17 protein-coding genes are annotated in these 21,608 nt (G+C 65.9%); 11 read left to right on the top strand and 6 right to left on the bottom strand.

The genetic code is table 11. From position 1 onward, the window contains the following. Positions 1-63 precede the first annotated feature (63 nt). A complete protein-coding gene (betT, locus tag SFA35_RS01705; RefSeq protein ID WP_320578795.1) occupies positions 64-2,025 on the bottom strand; it encodes a choline transporter BetT in 1,962 nt (653 codons plus the stop codon). A gap of 139 nt (positions 2,026-2,164) precedes the next feature. After that, positions 2,165-3,088, bottom strand: coding sequence for a serine O-acetyltransferase EpsC (epsC, locus tag SFA35_RS01700; protein WP_414058518.1), 924 nt, complete (start codon positions 3,086-3,088; stop codon positions 2,165-2,167). A gap of 211 nt (positions 3,089-3,299) precedes the next feature. Here epsC and SFA35_RS01695 point away from each other — a divergent pair, with 211 nt between their 5' ends. From SFA35_RS01695 to SFA35_RS01645, 11 genes are all read left to right on the top strand, one after another. Next, positions 3,300-4,316: a D-cysteine desulfhydrase gene (locus tag SFA35_RS01695; protein WP_320574532.1), complete on the top strand. Its 1,017-nt coding sequence runs from the start codon at positions 3,300-3,302 to the stop codon at positions 4,314-4,316. A gap of 103 nt (positions 4,317-4,419) precedes the next feature. Then, positions 4,420-5,217: a cystine ABC transporter substrate-binding protein gene (gene tcyJ, locus SFA35_RS01690; protein ID WP_320574530.1), complete on the top strand. Its 798-nt coding sequence runs from the start codon at positions 4,420-4,422 to the stop codon at positions 5,215-5,217. Next, positions 5,214-5,879, top strand: coding sequence for a cystine ABC transporter permease (gene tcyL / locus SFA35_RS01685; protein WP_320574528.1), 666 nt, complete (start codon positions 5,214-5,216; stop codon positions 5,877-5,879). The genes tcyJ and tcyL overlap by 4 nt, the downstream gene beginning before the upstream one ends. 6 nt (positions 5,880-5,885) lie before the next feature. After that, positions 5,886-6,635, top strand: a complete 750-nt coding sequence (gene tcyN / locus SFA35_RS01680; RefSeq protein ID WP_320574526.1) for an L-cystine ABC transporter ATP-binding protein TcyN — start codon at positions 5,886-5,888, stop codon at positions 6,633-6,635. A 232-nt stretch (positions 6,636-6,867) separates the two neighbouring features. Next, positions 6,868-8,136: an SfnB family sulfur acquisition oxidoreductase gene (locus SFA35_RS01675; protein WP_320574525.1), complete on the top strand. Its 1,269-nt coding sequence runs from the start codon at positions 6,868-6,870 to the stop codon at positions 8,134-8,136. Between the two features lie 11 nt (positions 8,137-8,147). Next, entirely contained in the window at positions 8,148-9,353 is a 1,206-nt protein-coding gene (locus tag SFA35_RS01670) for an SfnB family sulfur acquisition oxidoreductase (protein WP_320574522.1), read from the top strand. Beyond that, positions 9,353-10,717: an LLM class flavin-dependent oxidoreductase gene (locus SFA35_RS01665; protein ID WP_320574520.1), complete on the top strand. Its 1,365-nt coding sequence runs from the start codon at positions 9,353-9,355 to the stop codon at positions 10,715-10,717. The genes SFA35_RS01670 and SFA35_RS01665 overlap by 1 nt, the downstream gene beginning before the upstream one ends. Beyond that, positions 10,714-11,508: a MetQ/NlpA family ABC transporter substrate-binding protein gene (locus tag SFA35_RS01660; RefSeq protein WP_320574519.1), complete on the top strand. Its 795-nt coding sequence runs from the start codon at positions 10,714-10,716 to the stop codon at positions 11,506-11,508. The genes SFA35_RS01665 and SFA35_RS01660 overlap by 4 nt, the downstream gene beginning before the upstream one ends. A 4-nt stretch (positions 11,509-11,512) precedes the next feature. After that, on the top strand, positions 11,513-12,646 hold the full coding sequence (locus SFA35_RS01655; RefSeq protein WP_320574517.1) for a methionine ABC transporter ATP-binding protein: 1,134 nt from the start codon (positions 11,513-11,515) through the stop codon (positions 12,644-12,646). Beyond that, the gene (locus SFA35_RS01650) at positions 12,636-13,280 is read left to right on the top strand and encodes a methionine ABC transporter permease (RefSeq protein ID WP_320574514.1); all 645 of its coding nucleotides are present in this window, start codon (positions 12,636-12,638) and stop codon (positions 13,278-13,280) included. The genes SFA35_RS01655 and SFA35_RS01650 overlap by 11 nt, the downstream gene beginning before the upstream one ends. 80 nt (positions 13,281-13,360) lie before the next feature. Next, positions 13,361-13,987 (top strand): class I SAM-dependent methyltransferase, encoded by a 627-nt coding sequence (locus SFA35_RS01645; protein WP_320574512.1) that lies wholly within the window; start codon positions 13,361-13,363, stop codon positions 13,985-13,987. Here the strand turns inward: SFA35_RS01645 and SFA35_RS01640 are convergent. From SFA35_RS01640 to SFA35_RS01625, 4 genes are all read right to left on the bottom strand, one after another. Continuing rightward, positions 13,961-16,210, bottom strand: coding sequence for a glycoside hydrolase (locus SFA35_RS01640; protein ID WP_320574509.1), 2,250 nt, complete (start codon positions 16,208-16,210; stop codon positions 13,961-13,963). The two genes, SFA35_RS01645 and SFA35_RS01640, sit on opposite strands and share 27 nt — an antisense overlap. 94 nt (positions 16,211-16,304) lie before the next feature. Further along, positions 16,305-19,355 (bottom strand): efflux RND transporter permease subunit, encoded by a 3,051-nt coding sequence (locus SFA35_RS01635; protein ID WP_320574507.1) that lies wholly within the window; start codon positions 19,353-19,355, stop codon positions 16,305-16,307. After that, positions 19,355-20,416, bottom strand: coding sequence for an efflux RND transporter periplasmic adaptor subunit (locus tag SFA35_RS01630; RefSeq protein WP_320574505.1), 1,062 nt, complete (start codon positions 20,414-20,416; stop codon positions 19,355-19,357). The genes SFA35_RS01635 and SFA35_RS01630 overlap by 1 nt, the downstream gene beginning before the upstream one ends. Continuing rightward, positions 20,413-21,498: an efflux RND transporter periplasmic adaptor subunit gene (locus SFA35_RS01625; RefSeq protein WP_320574503.1), complete on the bottom strand. Its 1,086-nt coding sequence runs from the start codon at positions 21,496-21,498 to the stop codon at positions 20,413-20,415. The genes SFA35_RS01630 and SFA35_RS01625 overlap by 4 nt, the downstream gene beginning before the upstream one ends. Positions 21,499-21,608 lie beyond the last annotated feature (110 nt).

Genomic DNA, 21,608 nt, shown 5'->3' with positions numbered 1-21,608 from the left:
AAAAATCAGCGGACAGACTCATGGAGGCTGGCCGCTTTCCAGGGTTCAAGCAACTGCAAATGCTTAACGCACCATATGCAGGAACTGCATATGCCGCTCGTACTGATCGAGAATATCGTTGATCACCTGCTCCTTGTTATACCCCACCAGGTCGTAGTCCTGACTGCCTTCGGCCAGGTGCACTTCAGCGCGGTAGTAGCGGCGGTTCTTCAGCTCCTGGTTGCCCATGCCGCCGCGGGCGAAGGATGGCGTGAAGTAGCCGCGCATCTGCACCTGATAGATGAACGGGCGCTCCTCGCCGTGGCCGATTTCCAGGGTGACGTTGTCGTGGCCGGAGTCTTCCTGGGTGACAGCGGTGAGGCCTTTCTCGGCGAAAACCGCAGTGACTTCGGCAATGGCCGGGCGCACCACGGCGTCCATGATGCGGTAGACCTCGTCACGCGACGGGAAGCTGACCGCCTGGGCCAGGCGCTGGCGCCAGCCGCCGCGGCCCGGGCGGGCGCTGGCAGCGGGGGCCAGGGAGTAGAGCTGGGCAATCTTGCGTTGCGACTCCAGGTGGAAGGCCTTGTGCAAGCCCCACATCATGGCCAGCAGAATCAGCGAGAACGGCAGCGAGGTCAGCACCACAGCGGACTTCAGCGAATCGATGCTGCCGGCGAACAGCAGGCCGCCGGTGATCAAGGCGGTCATCGCGCCCCAGAACACCCGCAGCCATTTCGGCCCGTCTTCGTCCGGGCTGCCGCCTCGCGCCGAGAGCGTGGACAGCACCACGGTGCCGGAGTCTGCCGAGGTGACGAAGAACACGAAGCTGATGAACACCGTGACGGCGATCACCGTCTTGCTCCACGGGTAGGTTTGCAACAGCAGGTAGAGGGTCTTGGCCGGGTCGACGATCGCCGACTGCCCCAGGGCAGTCATGCCGTGGCCCAGTACCAGTTCGATGGCGCTGTTACCAAAAATCGACATCCACGCCAGGGTGAAACCCAGCGGGATCAGCAGCACGCCGAAAACAAACTCGCGGATCGTACGCCCGCGCGAAATGCGCGCGATGAAGAGACCCACGAAAGGCGCCCAGGCAATCCACCAGGCCCAGTAGAAGATGGTCCAGTTGCCCAGCCAATCGCTCTTGGCGTTGTAGGCATAGACGTCGAAACTCTTGCTCGGCAAGGCGCCGAGGTAGTCGCCGATGTTCTGGATCAAGGTGTTGAGCAGGTGCTGGGTCGGCCCGGCGAACAGCACGAACAGCAGCAGCGCACAGGCCAGCAGCATGTTGATGTCGGACATTACCCGCACGCCCTTGTCAACCCCGGCCACGGCCACGGCGATGGCCGCGCCCATCATCAGCACGATCAGGCCCATCTGCACCCACTGGGTATGGGGCACGCCGAACAGGTAGTCGAGCCCGGCGTTGAGGTGCAACACGCCAAAACCCATGTCGGCGCCCAGGCCGAACACCGTGGCGATGATGCCGAAGCCGTCGACCGCGTAGCCGATCGGCCCGTTGATGCGCTTGCCGATCAATGGGTACAGCGCCGAGCGCAGGGCCAATGGCAGGTTGTGTCGGTAGGCGAAATACGCCAGGGCCATGCCGACGAACGCGAACACGCCCCAGCCATGCAGGCCCCAGTGCAAAAACAGCAGCTGCATCGCCTGGCGCGCCGACGCCTCGGTGCCGCCGACGCCCTGGGGCGGGTGCAGCATGTGGGTCAGGGGTTCGGAGACGCAGAAGAAGAACAGCGTGATGCTGATGCCGGCGGCGAACAGCATGCCGGCCCAGGACAGGTAGCTGAACTCGGGCTCGTCATGGTCGGCGCCAAGCTTGATCTTGCCGTAGCCGGACAAGGCGGTGGCCACTACAAACACCAAGTACAGGGTCATGGCCAGCATGTAGTACCAGCCGACGGTGTTGGCGGCCCACTCCTGGGCGGCCAGCAGCCACTGCTGGGCCTGCTGCGGCATGGCGATCACCACCAGGCCGAAGATCAGGATAAAGCTCGCCGCAAAGTAGAATACCGGCGCGTTCATGCGGACTGCGCCGCTGGGAGGTGCACTCATCAGAAGCCTGCTCTGCTTTTATTGAACAAGCGTTCAATTTAAACACGGATAGCCGCTCAGGCCTAATCCGTGCGATGAGTGCGCCCTCGGCGCAGCCTGTCGGGCCCGGTCAGACAGTGCCGTCATGCTGGGCATTGGCCTGGGTCACGTTGCTGCCGGCCGGTACGCTGCGGGTCAGCCAGACATTGCCGCCGATGGTCGAGCCCTGGCCGATGGTGACTCGGCCAAGGATGGTTGCCCCGGCGTAGATGACCACGTCGTCTTCGACGATGGGGTGGCGTGGGTGGCCCTTCTGCAGGTTGCCCGCCTCGTCGGCCGGGAAGCGTTTGGCGCCCAGGGTGACCGCCTGATAGATGCGCACGCGCTCGCCGATGATCGCCGTTTCGCCGATCACCACGCCCGTCCCGTGGTCGATGAAGAAGCTTGGGCCGATCTGCGCGCCGGGATGGATGTCGATGCCGGTGGCCGAGTGGGCCAGCTCCGAGCTGATGCGCGCCAGCAAGGGCAGGCCGGCGCGGTACAGGTGATGAGCCAGGCGATGGTGGATGACCGCCAGCACGCCGGGGTAGCACAGCAGCACTTCGTCGACGCTGCGCGCCGCCGGGTCGCCGCGGTAGGCGGCCAGCACGTCGGTGTCCAGCACCCGGCGCAGTTGCGGCAGCGCTGCGGCGAACTCCTGGGTCAGGCGCACGGCGTGGGCATCCACCTCGACGTAGTCGCAGTTGCCGTGCCGGGCGGCGTAGCGCAGTTCCAGGCGAGCCTGGATCAGCAGCGCGTTGAGGGCGGCATCCAGGGTATGGCCGACATAGAAGTCTTCGCTCTCCTCACGCAGGTCCACCGGGCCCAGGCGCATGGGAAACAGCGCGCCGCAGAGCTGCTCGAGGATGGTCTTGATCGCCTCGCGGGAGGGCAGCTCGCGGCCGCCCTGTTGGCCACAGCTGCGTCCGTTCTGCCGACGCCAGTCGTCACGGGCCGAGCGCAGCTGGCCGACGATGGCCTGCAGCTGCCAATGGCCTTTGCGCGGTTGAGAAATGTCGTTCACGGTCAACTCCTGCGGTTCAACGGGCGGCTCAACGGGTGGCGAAGCGCCTGGCGGCGCCCACGATACGGTAAAAGCCGGGGTGGCAAAAAGAACACTTTGTGCAAGACGGTACGTATCAGAGCATAAGCCCGCACGCGCCGTTCCGTGTTGCCGGGCGCACTTGCTATAGTCCACCGCGCACACAGAACCCTGGAACGCCCCCATGCTCAGCCAACGCCTTGCCCGCTTCCCCCGCCTGGACCTGCTCACCGCGCCGACGGCCTTGCACAAGCTGCCGCGCTTGTCGCAGCGGCTGGGGCGCGACATCTACGTCAAGCGCGACGACACCACGCCGCTGGCCATGGGCGGCAACAAGCTGCGCAAGCTTGAGTACCTGGCCGCCGATGCCCAGGCGCAAGGTGCCGACACCCTGGTCACCGCTGGCGCGATCCAGTCCAACCACGTGCGCCAGACCGCCGCCCTCGCCGCGCAACTGGGCCTGGGCTGCGTGGCGCTGCTGGAGAACCCCATCGCCACGGACCAGGTCAGCTATCTGGGCAACGGCAACCGGCTGCTGCTGGATCTGTTCGGCGCCCAGGTCGAGCGGGTCGACAGTCTCGACCACGCCGACGCCCAGCTGCAAGCACTGGCTGAGCGCCTGAGCGCAGCCGGCAAACGCCCCTACATCGTGCCCATCGGTGGCTCCAACCCGTTGGGCGCTCTGGGTTACGTGCGCGCGGGCCTGGAGCTGGCGCAGCAGATCGAGGCCACGGGCCTGGACTTCGCCGCCGTGCTGCTGGCGTCGGGCAGCGCCGGCACCCATGCCGGGCTGGCCCTGGGCCTCGGCGAGCAATACCCGGACCTGCCAGTGATCGGCGTTACCGTGTCGCGCCCGCAGGCGACCCAGCGGCCCAAGGTGGAACAGCTCGCCCAGGCCACCGCGCAATGTCTCGACATGGCGCTGCCAGCGAGCTTCGCGGTGACCTTGTGGGATGAATACTACGGCCCGCGCTACGGTGAACCGAACGCCGGCACCCTGGCGGCAGTCAAGTTGCTGGCGGCCCAGGAAGGCCTGCTGCTGGACCCGGTCTACACCGGCAAGGCCATGGCCGGGCTACTCGACGGCGTGGCTCGCGGGCGCTTCGCCGAAGGGCCGGTGATCTTCCTGCACACCGGCGGCGCGCCGGCGTTGTTCGCCTATCCCGACGTCTGGAACGAGCATTCGGAAATAAACGCATAAGAAAATTGTTTTTTATTATTTTCAACGCTAAAACGGCCGCTTTATAGTGGCGCCCGCAACATCAGATCTGAACGTCATTCCTACAACAACACAGGGGCTGCACATGACTTTTTCCGCACTGCGCAAACACTTTCTGATGGCTGGCCTTGGCCTGGCGCTGGGTTCGGCGATGGTCGGCCAGGCGATGGCCGGCGACCAACTGCAAAAGATCAAGGAAAAAGGCGAGATCACCGTTGGCCTGGAAGGCACCTACCCACCGTTCAGCTTCCAGGACGAGAACGGCAAGCTGGCCGGTTTCGAAGTGGAATTCGCCAACGATCTGGCCAAGAAACTGGGGGTCAAGGTCAAGTTCCAGCCAAGCAAGTGGGATGGCATCCTCGCAGCCCTGGAGTCCAAGCGCCTGGACGTGGTGATCAACCAGGTGACCATCTCCGAGGAGCGCAAGAAGAAGTACGACTTCTCCGAACCCTACACCGTGTCCGGCATCCAGGCGCTGACCAAGAAAGACAAGGCGGCTTCCATCACCAAGCCCGAGGACCTGGCGGGCAAGAAAGTCGGCCTGGGGCTGGGCACCAACTATGAGCAGTGGCTCAAGGACAACGTTCCACAGGCAATCATCAAGACCTACGACGATGATCCGACCAAGTATCAGGACCTGCGCATCGGCCGTATCGACGCGATCCTCGTCGACCGCCTGGCCGCGCTGGAACTGATCAAGAAAACCAACGACACCCTGGCCGTCGCCGGCCCGGTCTTCTCCCGTCAGGAAGCCGGTGTGACCCTGCGCAAAGGCGAGCCGGAGCTGGTGGCAGCGATCAACACCGCCATCGACCAGCTGCGCGCCGACGGTACCCTGCAGGCGCTTTCCAACAAGTACTTCGGCGCTGACGTCACGCAATGATCGAGAACAGCCTGCAGCTGATGCTGGATTCGGCGCCCTTTCTGCTCAAGGGCGCCTACTACACCGTGATCCTCAGCCTGGGGGGCATGTTCTTCGGCCTGCTGCTGGGTTTTGCCCTGGCGCTGATGCGCCTGTCGACCTTGCCGGTGATCGGCTGGGTCGCGCGCATCTACGTGTCGTTCTTTCGCGGCACGCCGCTGCTGGTGCAGTTGTTCGTGATCTACTACGGCCTGCCGGAGCTGGGCATCGAGCTGGAGCCTCTGTCGGCGGCGCTGATCGGCTTCTCGCTGAACATGGCCGCCTACGCCTGTGAAATCCTCCGTGCGGCGATCAGCTCCATCGAACGCGGCCAGTGGGAAGCCGCCGCCAGCATCGGCATGACCCGCGCGCAGACCCTGCGCCGGGCTATCCTGCCGCAGGCGGCGCGCACGGCCCTGCCGCCCTTGGGCAACAGCTTCATCTCGCTGGTCAAGGACACGGCGCTGGCGGCCACTATCCAGGTACCTGAGCTATTTCGCCAGGCGCAGCTGATTACTGCGCGCACCTTCGAAGTATTCACCATGTACCTGGCCGCTGCGCTGCTGTACTGGATACTGGCAAGCCTGCTGGCGCATGTGCAACACCGTCTCGAAGTGCGGGTCAACCGCCACGACCAGGAGTAACGCGGCATGATCGTGGTGGAAAAGCTGACCAAGCAATTCAACGGCAACACCGTGCTCAAGGGCATCGACCTGACCATTGCCGCAGGTGAAGTGGTGGCCATCATTGGCCCCAGCGGCTCGGGCAAGACCACCTTCCTGCGCTGCCTCAACCTGCTTGAAGAGCCGAGCAGCGGCCGGATCAGGATCGGCGACATTCAGATCGATGCCGGTCGCAATCTGAGCCAGCAGCAAGGGCTGATTCGCAAGCTGCGCCAGCAGGTCGGCTTCGTGTTCCAGAACTTCAACCTGTTCCCCCATCGCACGGCGTTGGAGAACGTGGTCGAAGGGCCGATCGTGGTCAAGAAGATGCCCCGCGAGCAGGCTCTGGGCCTGGGCCGCAAACTGCTGGCCAAGGTCGGCCTGGCGGGCAAGGAAGACGCCTACCCGCGACGCCTGTCCGGCGGCCAGCAACAGCGGGTGGCGATCGCCCGCGCGCTGGCCATGGAGCCGCAGGTGATTCTGTTCGACGAGCCGACTTCGGCACTGGACCCGGAGCTGGTTGGCGAAGTACTGGCCACCATCCGCGGCCTGGCCGAAGAACGCCGCACCATGGTCATCGTCACCCACGAGATGCAGTTCGCCCGGGATGTGGCCAACCGCGTGGTGTTCTTCGACCAGGGGGTGATCGTCGAACAGGGCGAAGCCAAGACATTGTTCGAAAACCCGCAGCAGGAGCGGACCCGGCAGTTTCTGAGCAAGTTCCTGGCGCATCGGTAGGTCTGAGTCTGGAGATAGCGCGATGGCCGCCACCGGCCGCGCGGGCGGCAGATGGTGGTCATATTGAACATCCAGGCAAGCCATGCGGTTCTCCACATCCCTTCTATCCATATACCCAAACGTTACTAGTTTTAATTTTTATACGCACTTAAGGTATATGCACCGGACCACCGGACCCCCTTGAAGACAACCGCCGCGACACACGTGGCGCGGGCAATCATGTGAGGACGGTATGGTCACTATCACCCCGGTGCCTAACGCCAGGGCTGCGCTGGATGGCGCTGCACAAACCATTCAGGACATTGCGCCGCCGCTGTTGCCGGCCAAGGTCCTGGCCAACGATGAACAGGCCCTGGCCGCCGCGCGCGAGCTGGCCGACCATGCCCGTCCAGGGGCGGCGCATCGCGACCGCGAGCGCGAGTTGCCTTGGGCCGAAATCCAACGGTTCAGCACCAGCGGCCTGGGCAGCATCCTCATCGACCGCGAGTTCGGCGGCCCCCAGGTCAGCCTGCAAACCGTGGCGGAGGTCTTTCGCATCATCAGCGCCGCCGACCCGGCGCTGGGCCAGATCCCGCAGAATCATTTCGCGATCCTCTCCATGCTGGCCGCCGCCGCCACTCCGGCGCAACAGCGCCTGCTGTTTCAAAGCGTGCTCGAGGGCGCGCGCATCGGCAACGGCGGCCCGGAACGCGGCAACAAGAACACCCTGGAACTCAAGGCCCGCCTGGTCGCCGACGCAGACGGGTATCGCGTCAGCGGCCAGAAGTTCTACTCCACTGGCGCGCTGTTCGCCCATTGGGTGGCGGTCAAGGCGGTGAACGACGAGGGCCGCGTGGTGATGGCGTTCATTCGCCGAGGCAGCCCGGGCTTGCGCATCGTCGACGATTGGTCAGGTTTTGGCCAGCGCACCACCGCCAGCGGCACCGTGCTGCTGGAGGACGTCGCGGTGCCGGCTGGGCAGGTGGTGGAGATCTGGCGGCTGGCCGAGGTGCCCAACATCCAGGGCGCGATCTCGCAGCTGATCCAGGCCGCCATCGACGCCGGCATTGCCGAAGCCGCCATCGACGACACCCTCGAGTTCGTCCGCAGCCGCGCGCGCCCCTGGATCGACGCCCACGTCGAGCGCGCCAGCGACGACCTCTATGTGATCGCCGACATCGGCCGCCTCAAGCTCGAACTGCATGCCGCCCAGGCCCTGCTGCGCAAAGCGGCGCGCGTGCTCGACGAGATCCGCCGCCAGCCCATCGATGCCGACGCTGCGGCGCGTGCCTCGATCGCCGTGGCCGAAGCCAAGGTGCTGACCACCGAGATCAGCCTGCAAGCCAGCGAAAAGCTCTTCGAGCTGGCCGGCAGCAGCGCCACCCTCGCCGAGCTGAACCTCGACCGGCACTGGCGCAACGCCCGCGTGCACACCTTGCACGACCCGGTGCGCTGGAAATATCACGCGGTCGGTGCCTGGTACCTCAACGGTCAACGGCCCGCCCGGCACTCCTGGATCTAGAGGCAGAGGTCATGACAGACAATTCCATCGATCAGGGCCCTGTCGCGCTGATCCGCAATGATTCCCACGCCTTGCAGGCCGCCGCCGAACTGGCCGAGCGGCTGCGCACCGACAGCGCCCTGCGCGACCGCGAGCGGCGCCTGCCGTTCGCCGAGCTGGCGGCCTTCAGCGCTTCGGGCCTGTGGGGCATCACGGTGCCCAAGGCGTTCGGCGGCGCCGGGGTGTCCAATGTGACCCTGGCCGAGGTGGTTCGGCGCATCGCCAGCGCCGACGCTTCGCTGGGGCAGATTCCGCAGAACCACTACTACGCCCTCGAAGTGCTGCGGGTGAACGGCAGCCAGGCCCAGCAACAGCGGCTGTATGCCGAAGTGCTGGCCGGCCAGCGCCTGGGCAACGCCCTGGCCGAGCGCGGCACCCGCACCGCCCACGATCGCACCACACGGCTGACCGCCGACGGCGACGGCTTTCGCATCGACGGGCGCAAGTTCTACTCCACCGGCGCGCTCTACGCCCAGCGCATCCCCACCTCGGTGGTGGACGCCGAGGGTCGCCAGCAGCTGGCCTTCGTGCGCGCCGACAGCCCCGGCGTGCAGGTCATCGACGACTGGAGCGGCTTCGGCCAGCGCACCACCGGCAGTGGTTCGGTGGTCTTCGCCAACGCCTGGGTCGCGGCGCAAGACGTCATCCCTTTCCAGAGCGCCTTCGAACGGCCGACCACGGTGGGCCCGCTGGCGCAGATTCTCCACGCCGCCATCGACACCGGCATCGCCCGCGCCGCCCTGGAAGACACCCTGCAATTCGTGCGCACGCGCACCCGACCGTGGATCGACTCCGGCCATGAACGCGCGGTCGACGACCCACTGACGCTCAACACCTTGGGCCGGTTGAGTATCCGCCTGCACGCCGCCGAAGCGCTGCTGGAGCGTGCCGGCGAGGTGCTCGACGCCGCCCAGGCCGACAGCAGCGCCGCGCGAGTAGCCGCCGCATCGATTGCCGTGGCCGAGGCTCGGGCGATCAGCACCGAGATATCCCTGGCCGCCGGCAGCGCCCTGTTCGAGCTGGCGGGCGCCCAGGCCACCCTGGCCGAGCACGGCCTCGACCGCCACTGGCGCAACGCCCGGGTGCACACCCTGCACGACCCGGTGCGCTGGAAGTACCACGCCATCGGTAACTACTACCTCAACCAACAGAACCCGCCGTTGCGAGGCACGATCTGATGAGCAAGAAGCAGATTCTCCTCAATGCCTTCAACATGAACTGCGTCGGCCATATCAACCATGGCCTGTGGACCCACCCACGCGACACCTCCAGCCAGTACAAGACCCTGGAATACTGGACCGAGCTGGCCCGGCTGCTGGAGCGCGGCCTGTTCGACGGCCTGTTCATCGCCGACATCGTCGGCGTCTACGACGTGTACGAGGGCAACGTCGACGTGACTTTGCGCGAGTCCATCCAGCTGCCGGTCAACGACCCGCTGCTGCTGGTCTCGGCCATGGCCGCGGTGACTCGCCACCTGGGCTTCGGCCTGACCGCCAACCTCAGCTACGAGACGCCCTACCTGTTCGCCCGGCGCATGTCGACCCTCGACCACCTGAGCCGCGGCCGGGTCGGCTGGAACATCGTCACCGGCTACCTGGACAGCGCCGCCCGCGCCATGGGCCTGCGCGAGCAGGTTGCCCACGACCGCCGCTATGACCAGGCCGACGAATACCTGCAAGTGCTGTACAAGCTCTGGGAGGGCAGCTGGGAAGACGACGCGGTGGCCGACGACAAGCTTGCGCGGGTTTACGCTCACCCTGAGAAAGTGCACAAGGTCCAGCATCAGGGCGAGTTCTATCAGGTCGAGGGCTACCACCTCTGCGAGCCTTCGCCGCAGCGCACGCCGGTGCTGTTTCAGGCAGGCAGCTCGCCACGCGGCCTGCAGTTCGCCGGCAATCATGCCGAATGCGTGTTCATCAGCGGCCAGGACAAGGCTGCGACCAAGGCCCAGGTCGACAAGGTCCGCGCCAGCGCCGTGGCCGCCGGGCGCGACCCGCAGGCGGTCAAGGTGTTCATGGGCCTGACGGTGATCGTTGCCGAGACCGAACAGGCGGCGCGCGCCAAGCATGCCGAATACCTCGGTTATGCCAGTGCAGAGGCCGGCGTGGCGCACTACTCGGCCTCCACCGCCATCGACTTCTCCACCTACGGGCTCGACGAGCCGATCCAGCACGTCAAGAGCAACGCCATCGAATCGGCCACCCGGGTGCTGCAGAACAACGACTTCACCCGCCGCAAGCTACTCGCCCAGCACGCCCTGGGCGGTCGCTACATCACCCTGATCGGCAACCCGGAACAGGTCGCCGACGAACTGGAAAGCTGGATCGCCGAGACTGGCCTGGATGGCTTCAACCTCGCCCGAACCGTAACCCCGGAAAGCTACGCCGACTTCATCGACCTGGTGATCCCGGTGCTCCAGGCCCGCGGCTCGTACAAGACCGCGTACGCCCCCGGCACCCTGCGCGAAAAGCTGTTCCAACAAGGCCCACGCCTGCCCGCCGAACATACCGGCGCCCATTACCGCCAAGGATCCGCCTCATGACCAAGCACCTCGTACTTGCCGCCCTGCTCGGCCTCGGCCTGATCACCGGCGCCCAGGCCGCCGATGCGCCTTTGAAGGTCGGCACCACCGCCGCTTTCGCCATCCCGCTGGAAGCGGCAGTCGCCGAAGCCGACAAACAGGGCCTGAAGGTGCAGCTGGTGGAGTTCACCGACTGGATCGCACCCAACGTCAGCCTGGCGGCGGGTGACATCGACGTGAACTATTTCCAGCACATTCCGTTCCTGGAGAACGCCAAGGCCGCCGCCGGCTTCGACCTGGTGCCTTACGCGCCAGGGATCATCAATAACGTCGGGCTGTATTCGAAGAAGTACAAAAGCTTCGACGAGCTGCCCAAGGGCGCCACCGTGGCCATCGCCAACGACCCGATCAACAGCGGTCGCGGCCTGCAACTGCTGGCCAAGGCCGGGCTGATCACGCTCAAGCCGGGGGTCGGCTACAAGGCCACCGAAGACGACATCACCGCCAACCCCAAGCAGCTGAAGATCCTTCAGGTCGAGGCCGTGCAACTGGTGCGCGCCTACGACGATGCCGACCTGGTGCAGGGCTACCCGGCCTACATTCGCCTGGCCAAGACCTTCGACGCCGGCTCGGCAATTCTCTTCGACGGCCTCGACCACCCCGAGTACGTCATTCAGTTCGTGATTCAGCCGTCGAAGAAGGACGATCCGCGCCTGGCCAGATTCATCGATATCTACCAGCACTCGCCCGTGGTGCGCGCCTCGCTGGATCAGGTCAACGGCAAGCTCTACCAGGTCGGCTGGAAGGAATGACGCCATGACCCTAGCCAATCCGCAACGCCATCTGGACAGCCTCGCGGGCGCCCCGCAGCGACCGGCCGAGCACCTGCAATTGCGCCCGGAACTCGCCCAGGCGCACGTCAGGCTGATCGGCGTGGGCAAGACATACCAGGGTCAGCAGGGCGCCGTACAGGCCCTGCAGGGCATCGACCTGACCATCCAGCGTGGCGAGATCTTCGGCATCATTGGCCGCAGCGGCGCGGGCAAGTCGTCGCTGCTGCGCGCCATCAACCGCCTGGAGAATCCCAGCGTCGGCCGCGTACTGATCGATCAGGTCGACATCGGCGACTTCGACGAGGACCGCCTGGTGCAGCTGCGCCGCAGCATCGGCATGATCTTCCAGCACTTCAACCTGATGTCGGCCAAGACCGTGTGGCAGAACGTCGAACTACCGCTCAAGGTGGCCGGGGTCGGTCAGGCGGAGCGCTGGCGCAAGGTCAGCGAATTGCTCGAACTGGTCGGCCTGGCCGACAAGCGCGACGCCTACCCGGCGCAGTTGTCCGGCGGCCAGAAGCAGCGGGTCGGCATTGCCCGCGCGCTGGTGCACGACCCGCAGATCCTGCTGTGCGACGAAGCCACTTCGGCGCTGGATCCGGAAACCACCGGCGCCATCCTGCAGTTGCTGCGCGACATCAACCAGCGCCTTGGCCTGACGGTGATCCTGATCACCCACGAGATGGCGGTGATCCGCGACATCTGCGACCGCGTGGTGGTGCTCGAGGGCGGCCGCATCGTCGAGCAGGGTCCAGTCTGGGAAGTGTTCGGCAACCCGCAGCACGAGGTCAGCCGCACCCTGCTCGCGCCGCTGCAACACAACCTGCCCGCCGAGCTGCAGGCGCGCCTGCACTCGGCGCCGCCCGTGCCCGAGGCGGCGCTGGTGCTGGCGTTGCGCATCACCGGCAAAAACGGCCAGGAGCCTGACCTGTCGTCGCTGTTCAACCTGCTCGGTGGCCGGGTCAGCCTGCTGCACGGCGGCATCGAACGCATCCAGGACCATGCCATCGGCCAACTGATCGTCGCCGTGCGCAACTCGCCGCATACTCGCGAACAATTGCTGGAACGCGCCGCACAATGGGCGCAACAGGTGGAGGAACTGGGTTATGTGGCTTGAACGCTTGTGGCAAGGGACCCTGGACACCTTGCTGATGGTCGGTGTGTCGTCGCTGATCGCCTTGCTGGTGGGTATCCCGCTGGCGGTGATTCTGGTCACCAGCGGCAAGGGCGGCATCTACGAAGCGCCGGCGCTGAATCGCGCATTGGGCGCCTTCGTCAATCTGTTCCGCTCGGTGCCGTTCCTGATCCTCATGGTCGCGCTGATCCCCTTCACCCGGCTGATTGTCGGCACCACCTATGGGGTGTGGGCCGCCGTGGTGCCGCTGACCCTGGCGGCCACGCCGTTCTTTGCGCGCATCGCCGAGGTCAGCCTGCGCGAGGTCGACCATGGCCTCATCGAAGCGGCCCAGGCCATGGGCTGCCGGCGCTGGCACATCGTCTGGCACGTGCTGTTGCCTGAAGCGCGCCCGGGAATCGTCGGCGGCTTCACCATCACCCTGGTGACCATGATCAACTCGTCGGCCATGGCCGGGGCGATCGGTGCGGGCGGGCTGGGCGACATCGCCTACCGCTACGGCTACCAGCGCTTCGATACCCAGGTGATGCTGACCGTGATCGTATTGCTGGTGGCACTGGTGGCGGTGATCCAGTTGGGCGGCGACCGCCTGGCCAAGGTGCTCGACCATCGTTGAGCCCTGTAGACTGGCGGGGTCGCTCACCGGGTCACTCACCCGGTAACACCCACCAGGTCACTCACCAAGTAAATCCCGCCATGTCACTCAAGCCCGAAGACCTGCAACAGATCAGTGCCACTACCCTGGCCGACTACAACGAAACCGCCGAACGCTTTCGCGAAGGCACCCGCGACCACGATGTCAGCCAGAACATCGAGGCCTTGCTGCGCCATATCCAGGTGCCGGCACCCTTTGCCATTCTTGATTTCGGCTGCGGCCCGGGCCGCGACCTGCAGACCTTCACGCGGCTGGGCCACGTCGCCGTGGGCCTGGACGGCGCCGAACGCTTTGCCGAAATGGCCCGCGCCGACAGTGGCTGCGAGGTCTGGCAGCAGAACTTCCTCGCCCTCGACCTGCCCGCCCAACGCTTCGACGGCGTGTTCGCCAACGCGGTGCTGTTCCATATCCCGCGCCAGGAACTGCCACGGGTCCTGGGTCAGTTGCATGCCACCCTGAAACCGGGTGGCGTGCTGTTCAGCTCCAACCCGCGCGGCGACAACCGCGAAGGCTGGAAAGGCGCGCGCTATGGCGCCTGGCACGACCTGGAAAACTGGCGAGTGCTGCTCACGGCCGCCGGCTTCGTCGAGCTGGAACACTACTACCGCCCCGCCGGCCTGCCGCGCGAACAGCAGCCCTGGCTAGCCAGCGTCTGGCGCCGTGCCTGACGCGGCCTCGGCGCGGTAGGTCCGAATGCTGCCATCGGCCAGCAGCGCCAACAGGCTCTGCCCTGCCAGGGCGTGACCCTGAATGCTGCGCGGTTCGCGAGCAAAGTTGGCCAGCAGCCGCGAACCATCGGCAAAGGTGGTCTGCTGCACCAGGCGATCTTCGGACAGCCAGTCGAATGCCAGCAGCGGTTGGGTCGCCAGGGCCTGGTGCAAGGGCCGGAAGAACTGCGCGTGCCGGGCCATGATCGGCAGGCGCCGGCTCAGGGTGGCACTGTTGAGGTGATACAGCGGTGCCACGTTGTAGAGCAGCTGCGTCAGCTCGTTTTCGGCGCGCACGTTGCTCAGCTTGAGGTTGTCGAAATTCCAGTGGTGGCTGGTGATGATCGAGCCGTGATACACCGCCTGGTACAGCGGCAAGCGGGTCTGCGGGGCGAAGTGCAGGGTGCGATACGGCTCCTTCAGCGCCACCTGCCTGAAAAAGATCGCCGGCTCCTCCGGTGGATACCAGGCCCCGAGGAAGAACGGCGAGCTGCGATTCTTCATCAGGTCCTGATCGCCCCAGCCGAGCACCGGGGTCTGCATGCCGTGGGCATACTGGATGCTGCGCGAGGTTACCGCATTACCGTCCTCCGACCCCAGCGCCAGGCCCTGCGCGCTCAACCAGTCGGCCAACTGCTGGTGCCCTTCGGCATTCTGCGCCTGGGTCAGCAGGGCACCCGGCCGATAGCTATCGTAGACCATGCCCGCTGCGGCGGCGTCGAGGAACCAGGCGTTGAAGCCGGCCTGGGCCTGAATGGCCGTCACCCGCTTGTGCAACAGGGGCTGCATGCAGTGGGGGTCGGTGTAGTGCCCGTTCTGCATGAAGCCGGGCCTTGACTGGCCGTCTTCGTTGATCAGCGCGCAGCGCTCATGCACCGCCTGGCCGAAATGCGCGCTGGTCCAGTCCGGGTTGTCGCCGGGCGCCAGGGCAGTTTCGTAGGAGTCGTACGGGCCGATCAGGTAGCCGGCCGCCACGGCCGCGCGCACCACGTGCGGATGCCACAGGCCGCCCTCCCAGGAGTCGCCGAGGACCAGCGACAGGCCTTGCAGGCCACTGGCGCCCAGCCGCTCCAGGGTGCGCAGCGACAAGCCATCGCCCCACTGCTCGGTGAGCGGCGAGAGGGCAGCGGCAAACTCGCCGGCCACCTCCTTGCGCAGGGCCGAATAGGCATGGGCCAGCACTCGCATGTCAGGCTCGTGAGCGCCCTGCCAGCTGTCCCGTGCGACGCTGTTGAGCGCCGCATTCAGCCCCCGCAGCAAGGCCTGGCGCTCATGCGGCGCCGCCGCACTGCCCTGCAGCAGCTCCAGGCTGTAGCCGTCCAGGCGCCCGCGCAAGCGCCGGGGCAGCGCTCGCTCGCTGCGCAGTATCGTCAGCAGCTGCTGCCAGTCGCGCACGTCGGCGCTGCCGAGCAGGCCGGTGCCCCAGAGGTACGCATGGGTGGCGCCGAGCAGCTTGCGACCTTCAGGGGCGGCGGTCCATTTGTCTTCCAGGGTCTGGTATTGCCCTTGCTCCAACAGCCACTCGCGGTAGCGCTGGGCGCCGGCCAGGGGATTGGCATCACCCAGGTACAGGCGCCAGGTCATCGGCGCGTCGGGCTGGATGCGCGTATAGGTGTGACTGAGCTCGATGGCCAGGGCGTCGCCGTCGGCAGCCAGGCGCAGGCGATTGTTCCACGGCGTGGTCAGCAACCAGTGCAGGCTGAAGCGCCCGTGGTCGCTGCCCCACAGCGGCAGGCTGAGGTCCTGGGTGGTGTTCAGCTCGCCTTCGGCCAGCAGGTAGTCGCGCCAGATCGAGTCGCCGCGCGGCACATAGTGTCCCTCGGCCAGGGGCCACAGCAGGCCTTTGCCCATGGCACTGCCGGGCTGCTTGAGCAAGGCCAGCTCACCCGCCTCGCGGGCGCGGACCGACAGCAGCAATTCGCGCTCCTGCAGGCGCGCTTCGAGGTGGAACGCACCGTCATCCCACTGCCAGGACAAGCGCGCAGGCTCGGCGAGCAGCACCGACACGCGGTGCGCGGCGACACCCGCCGAGGCCTGCACCGGTGCCTCGCCGGCAGGGGTGACACTGATGGCCAAGGTGGCAGGATGAACATCGACCCGCCAATGCCCGTTTTGCAGGACGGCGGCACCTGCCCAGGGGCTGAGCAGGCAGAGGACTAGCAGACTGACGGCAAACAGGCGCATGGCGGCCCGCTCCTGATATTGAGAAGCCGCCAAGGCTACTGTTTCCCCAGGGCAGGGGATGCCGGACCGGTCCCTAATCCGTGTGGGAAATTTCCTACCTTTGTGTTGGCTCCTTGATGCGATACCAGGCCACGTACAGCGCCGGCAGGAACAAGAGGGTCAGCAAGGTGGCGATGACGATCCCGCCGATCATTGCGTAGGCCATCGGTCCCCAGAATACTTCGCGGGCGATCGGAATCATGCCCAGGCTGGCTGCGGCCGCGGTCAGCAGGATCGGCCGGCGACGGTGCCGGGTCGCCTCGACGACCGCATCCCATGGCAGGTAACCGTCGCGCTCGTAGATATCGATCTGGGTCACCAGAATCACCGAGTTGCGGATGATGATGCCGATCAGCGCGAGGATCCCCAGGATCGCCACGAAGCCCATGGGCGTCCCCGTGGGCACCAGCGCCAGGACCACGCCGATCAGGCCCAGCGGCGCGACGCTGGCCACCAGGAACATCTTCTGCACGCTGTGCAGCTGGATCATCAGGAACGTCGCCATCAGAAACAGCATCAGCGGCACCACCTTGGCGATTGGCCCTTGGGCCTTGCCGCTCTCCTCCACGGTACCGCCGGTGGCGACCTTGTAGCCAGTGGGCAGGCCGGCGGCGAACTTGTCGATCTGCGGCTTGAGCTCGGTGACCAGGTCGGTGGGCTGGATCTCGTCGCGCACCGCCGCCTTCAAGGTGATGGTCGGCCGCCGGTCACGGCGCCAGACCAGTGGCTGCTCCAGCTCGTAGCGCACCGTGGCGAAAGCCAGCAACGGGATCGACACGCCGCTGGAGTTGACGATCTGCAGGTTCTGCAGGGTATCCGGCGAGTTGCGCTCCAGATCTTCGGCACGGCCGACCACGTTGACCAGATAGATGTCGTCGTTGACCTGGGTCACTGCGGCGCCACTGACGATGCTGTTCATCAGCTTGGCCACGTCTTCGGACGACAGCCCCAGCTGGCGTGCCTTGTCCTGGGCGATGTCGATGCGCAGCACTTTGCCCGGTTCGTTCCAGTCGTAGATCATGTCGCCGATGTGCGCGTTGCTGTCGAGCAGGGTGGCCAGCTCGATGGCGTGCCTGCGCACCTGATCGATGTCCTTGCCGCTGACCCGGTACTGGATCGGTCGGCCTACCGGCGGGCCCATTTCCAGCGGCTGGACGTAGGTGCCCAGGCCGACGAAATCGTCGCGCAGGCGCTTGCGCAAGCGCTCGGTGAGGGCAGCGCGCTGTTCCAGGCTCTTGCTGACGATCACCAGCTGGGCGTAGTACGGGTTTTCCAGCTGCTGGTCGAGAGGCAGATAGAAGCGGATCGCTCCCTCGCCGATGTAGGTGCTCCAGCGTGCGATATCCGGGTCGTCCTTGAGGGTCGCCTCGAGGCGGTCGACGGCCCTGCGCGTCTCGTAGATCGAGGCGTTCTGCGGCAGGTTGAGGTCGACCAGAATTTCCGGGCGGTCGGAGGACGGAAAGAACTGGTTCTGCACGAACTTCATGCCGAACACCGAGAGGCCGAACAGCAGCAGGGTCACACCGATGGTCAGCCAGCGGTGGTGCATGGCGAACAGCATGGCGCCGTTGGCGGCGCGCTCCATAGGCCCCGGTGTGTGGTCGTCCTTCTTCTTCAGCTTTTCGCTGAGGATGTGCACGCCCAGCACCGGCGCGAACAGCACCGCCACCACCCAGGACACCAGCATGGCCACGGCGATCACCGCGAACAGGGTGAAGGTGTACTCCCCCGCCGAGCTGGCATTGAGGCCGATGGGGGTAAACCCGGCCACCGTCACCAGGGTGCCGGTGAGCATCGGGAAGGCGGTGGAGTGATAGGCGAAGGTGGCCGCCTGCTGCCGGGTTTCGCCCAGCTCCAGGCGGGTCACCATCATTTCCACGGTGATCATCGCATCGTCCACCAGCAGACCCAGGGCGATGATCAACGCGCCCAGCGAGATGCGCTGCATGGTGATGCCGCTGTACTCCATGAACACGAAGACCAGCGCCAGCACCAGCGGAATGGAGCAGGCCACCACCAGCCCGGCGCGGATGCCGAGGCTGATGAAACTGACGATGAGCACGATCACCACCGCCTCGAACAGCGCGCTGGTGAAGCCGCCTACGGCCTTCTGCACCACTTCGGCCTGGTCCGAGACGCTGTGCACGCCAACCCCGATCGGCAGGTCGGCGGTCAACGCGTCCATGCGCGCATGCAGCGCCTTGCCAAAGTCCTGGATGTTGCCACCGTCCTTCATGGCAATCGCCAGGCCGATGGCGTCGTGGCCGTTGAAGCGGAACATCGGTGCCGGTGGATCGGTGTAGCCGCGGCTGATGTCGGCGATATCGGCCAGCCGGTAGAAGCGATCGTTGAGACGCAGGTTGACGTTCTTGAGGTCCTGCTCGGAGGCGAACTGACCGCTGGTGCGCACGGTGATGCGCTCGGGCCCGGCCTCGATGACCCCGGCCGGAGTCACCGCGTTCTGCGATTGCAGGCTGGCTACCACCTGCTGCTGGTCCAGGCCCAGGGCCGCCAGTTTGCGCGTGGAGAAGTTGAGGTAGATCACCTCGTCCTGCTGGCCGATCATCTGCACCTTGCCCAGCCCCGGCACCGCCCGGATCTCGGCGCGCACCTGTTCGACGTAGTCGCGCAGCTGGCGCATGCTCAGGCCGTCACCGGTGAAGGCGTAGATCGAGCCGAACACGTCACCGAACTCGTCGTTGAACGCCGGCCCTTGCAGGCCCTGGGGAAACTGGCCGCGAATGTCGTCGATCTTTTTGCGTACCTGGTACCAGATCTGCGGGATGGCCTTGGCGTTGGTGGTGTCACGCAGGTAGACGAAAACCGTGGACTCGCCTGGGCGGGTGTAGCTTTTCACGTAGTCCAGCGAGTCGAGTTCCTCGAGCTTCTTCTCGATGCGGTCGGTGACCTGCTTGAGGGTTTCCTCCTGGGTCGCACCGGGCCAGCGGGTCTGGATGACCATGGTCTTGATGGTGAATTTCGGGTCTTCCTCGCGCCCCAGGTTGAGGTAGGAAAACACCCCCATCAGCAAGGCGACGAACATCAGGTACCAGACGAACGACTGGTGCTTGAGGGCCCAGTCGGACAGGTTGAAACTCCCTTTCATCAGCGTTGTTCCTCGTCGACTTTGACTTTCTGGCCAGGCTTGAGGCTGTTCACGCCGGCGCTGACGACACGCTCACCGGCTTTCACACCGGCAGCCAGCACCACACTGGTGTCGCTGCGTGCCAGCACGCTGACGTCACGCGGTGACACGGTTTGCGCCTGGCTGTCGACGATCCAGATGCGCGTCTTGCCGTCGACCTCCTGCAGCACCGTGGCCGGCAAGGTGATGCGCGGCTCGATCGCCGAGGTCAGGGTGACGCTGATGGCCGTGCCCAGGCGAAACGCCTCGGGCGTCTGCGCCAGGGTCAGGCGCGCCCGACGAGTGCGGGTGGCGCTGTCGGCCTGGGGCTCGAGCTCACGCACGCTGGCAGGAGTGCGCACCTCGGGCGCCAGCTGGCTGGCGACCATGAACTGGACGTCGGCCGGCAGGTGCTCGGCGACGGCGGCAGGCAGGTCGATCACCGCCTCCTTGACGTCCGGACGAGCCAGGGTCACCACCTGCTGGCCGGCGGTGACCACCTGCCCGGCTTCGATCTGCCAGCGGGTGATGACGGCGGCGTGGTCGGCGCGCAGCTCGGCGTAGTTGAGCTGGTCGCGGGCCTGGTCGACTGCGGCGCGAGCCTGGTCGCGCGAGGCCGCAGCGGTTTTCAGGTCAGTGACGGCGACATCCAGCCCGGCCTGGGCGCCGACGCCGCGGTCGAACAACTCCTGCTGGCGGCGTGCATTGGCCTGGGCGTTGATCCACTGCGCCTCGACCCGGGCCAGGTCGCCCTGGCTGGCGCGTAGCTGGTTCTGCTGGTCGGTAGGGTCGAGCACAGCCAGCAGCTGGTCCTTGCCCACCGAGTCGCCGACGTCCAGCAGGCGCCGCGCGACGCGCCCGGACACGCGAAAACCGAGGGTGCTCTCGTAGCGCGCCTCGATGTTGCCAGCGTAGCGGCCCAGCTGTTCGACCTCTTCGGCCTTGACAGCGACCGACAGCACAGGGCGTACCGGCTCGGGCGGCGGCGCTTCTTTCGAGCAGGCGGCCAGCAGCCCGATGAACAGCAACGAACAGCGCTTCATTGGCCGGCCTCCTTGACCACTTCCACCTGCATGTCGGGATGCAGCAACTGGCCGCCGGCGACGACCACCTGATCGCCTGCCTGCAGGCCATCGCCGATGATGACCTTGCCGGTCAGGTAGCGCAGCACCTTGACCTTGCGCAGCTGCGTGCGATCGCCTTGCAGCACCCATACGGCGCTGTCGGCCGGTACGCCGGTTTTCGACAGGTCCTTGGTCAGCGCCGCCCAGGGCAGCTCGACGCTGCTACTCGAGGGTGCATCCAGCGACGCGCTGACCACCGAGCCAAGGCGCATGCCCGGCGGCAGCTTCTCCAGGGTGATCTTGACCTGCAGGGTGCCGCTCTGCGCCGAGACCGCCGGGGTGACTTCGCGCACCTTGCCGACCACCTTGATGCTCGGGTCGTCGAGCAGGCTGACGGTCACAGGCTGGTCTTCGACCGGTTTGACGAACAGCGATTCATAGACGTTGAACACCGCATCGCGATCGCCGTCGCGGGCCAGGCCGAACACCGGCGCGGTGGCTTGCACCACCTGGCCGACTTCGGCCTGGCGCGCGGTGATCACCCCGGGCGCTTCGGCGACCAGGGCGGTATAGCTCAGTTGTTCGCGGGCATTGGCTTGCTGCGCCTGGGCAGCGGCCAGGGCACTCTGCGCGCCACGCAAGGCGGCCTGCGCCGAATCGTATTCACTCTGGCTGGTGTAGCCCTTGGGCAGCAGTTTTTGCTGGCGGACGAAGGCCGCGCTGGTCTGTGTCACGCGCGCTTGCTCGGCGATGACCGCCGCCTTGGCCGAGTCGAGGCTGGTCTGCAGGTCTTTGGGGTCCAGCCGTGCGAGCACTTGCTGGGCACTGATGCGGTCGCCGACATCGACCTTGCGCTCGATGATCTTGCCGCCGACGCGGAACGACAATTGGGTCTGCACCCGCGCCTGGATGTCGCCTGTCAGATTCACTGCAGCGGCGAACTGGCTGGCCTGCACCTGCTGAACCTGCACACGCGGACGCTCGGGCGACGACGGCGCCGGCTTGTCGCAACCTGCCAGCAGGATCGACAATCCTGCCCACATCCATAGCCTCGCCGCCATGCAATCTCCTTTGCGCGCACTTGTAATATTTAGAGTTAATGCGACTGCCGGGGCAGACACGGGTTCCTTGTGGGCCGGGAGTATACTTCGAAGTCTGCGCAGCCAGGAGG

The organism is Pseudomonas sp. HR96 (genome assembly GCF_034059295.1).
GTDB lineage: Bacteria > Pseudomonadota > Gammaproteobacteria > Pseudomonadales > Pseudomonadaceae > Aquipseudomonas.
The sequence above is the reverse complement of the archived record's forward strand: the minus strand, read 5'-3'. Positions and strand labels throughout refer to the sequence as shown.

What these genes read in the sequence shown, in the direction of transcription:
- betT (WP_320578795.1), bottom strand. Translation starts at nt 2,025, where the DNA reads ATGAACGCGCCGGTATTCTACTTTGCGGCGAGCTTTATCCTGATCTTC.
- SFA35_RS01695 (WP_320574532.1), top strand. Translation starts at nt 3,300, where the DNA reads ATGCTCAGCCAACGCCTTGCCCGCTTCCCCCGCCTGGACCTGCTCACC.
- tcyJ (WP_320574530.1), top strand. Translation starts at nt 4,420, where the DNA reads ATGACTTTTTCCGCACTGCGCAAACACTTTCTGATGGCTGGCCTTGGC.
- tcyL (WP_320574528.1), top strand. Translation starts at nt 5,214, where the DNA reads ATGATCGAGAACAGCCTGCAGCTGATGCTGGATTCGGCGCCCTTTCTG.
- tcyN (WP_320574526.1), top strand. Translation starts at nt 5,886, where the DNA reads ATGATCGTGGTGGAAAAGCTGACCAAGCAATTCAACGGCAACACCGTG.
- SFA35_RS01675 (WP_320574525.1), top strand. Translation starts at nt 6,868, where the DNA reads ATGGTCACTATCACCCCGGTGCCTAACGCCAGGGCTGCGCTGGATGGC.
- SFA35_RS01670 (WP_320574522.1), top strand. Translation starts at nt 8,148, where the DNA reads ATGACAGACAATTCCATCGATCAGGGCCCTGTCGCGCTGATCCGCAAT.
- SFA35_RS01665 (WP_320574520.1), top strand. Translation starts at nt 9,353, where the DNA reads ATGAGCAAGAAGCAGATTCTCCTCAATGCCTTCAACATGAACTGCGTC.
- SFA35_RS01660 (WP_320574519.1), top strand. Translation starts at nt 10,714, where the DNA reads ATGACCAAGCACCTCGTACTTGCCGCCCTGCTCGGCCTCGGCCTGATC.
- SFA35_RS01655 (WP_320574517.1), top strand. Translation starts at nt 11,513, where the DNA reads ATGACCCTAGCCAATCCGCAACGCCATCTGGACAGCCTCGCGGGCGCC.
- SFA35_RS01650 (WP_320574514.1), top strand. Translation starts at nt 12,636, where the DNA reads ATGTGGCTTGAACGCTTGTGGCAAGGGACCCTGGACACCTTGCTGATG.
- SFA35_RS01645 (WP_320574512.1), top strand. Translation starts at nt 13,361, where the DNA reads ATGTCACTCAAGCCCGAAGACCTGCAACAGATCAGTGCCACTACCCTG.
- SFA35_RS01640 (WP_320574509.1), bottom strand. Translation starts at nt 16,210, where the DNA reads ATGCGCCTGTTTGCCGTCAGTCTGCTAGTCCTCTGCCTGCTCAGCCCC.
- SFA35_RS01635 (WP_320574507.1), bottom strand. Translation starts at nt 19,355, where the DNA reads ATGAAAGGGAGTTTCAACCTGTCCGACTGGGCCCTCAAGCACCAGTCG.
- SFA35_RS01630 (WP_320574505.1), bottom strand. Translation starts at nt 20,416, where the DNA reads ATGAAGCGCTGTTCGTTGCTGTTCATCGGGCTGCTGGCCGCCTGCTCG.
- SFA35_RS01625 (WP_320574503.1), bottom strand. Translation starts at nt 21,498, where the DNA reads ATGGCGGCGAGGCTATGGATGTGGGCAGGATTGTCGATCCTGCTGGCA.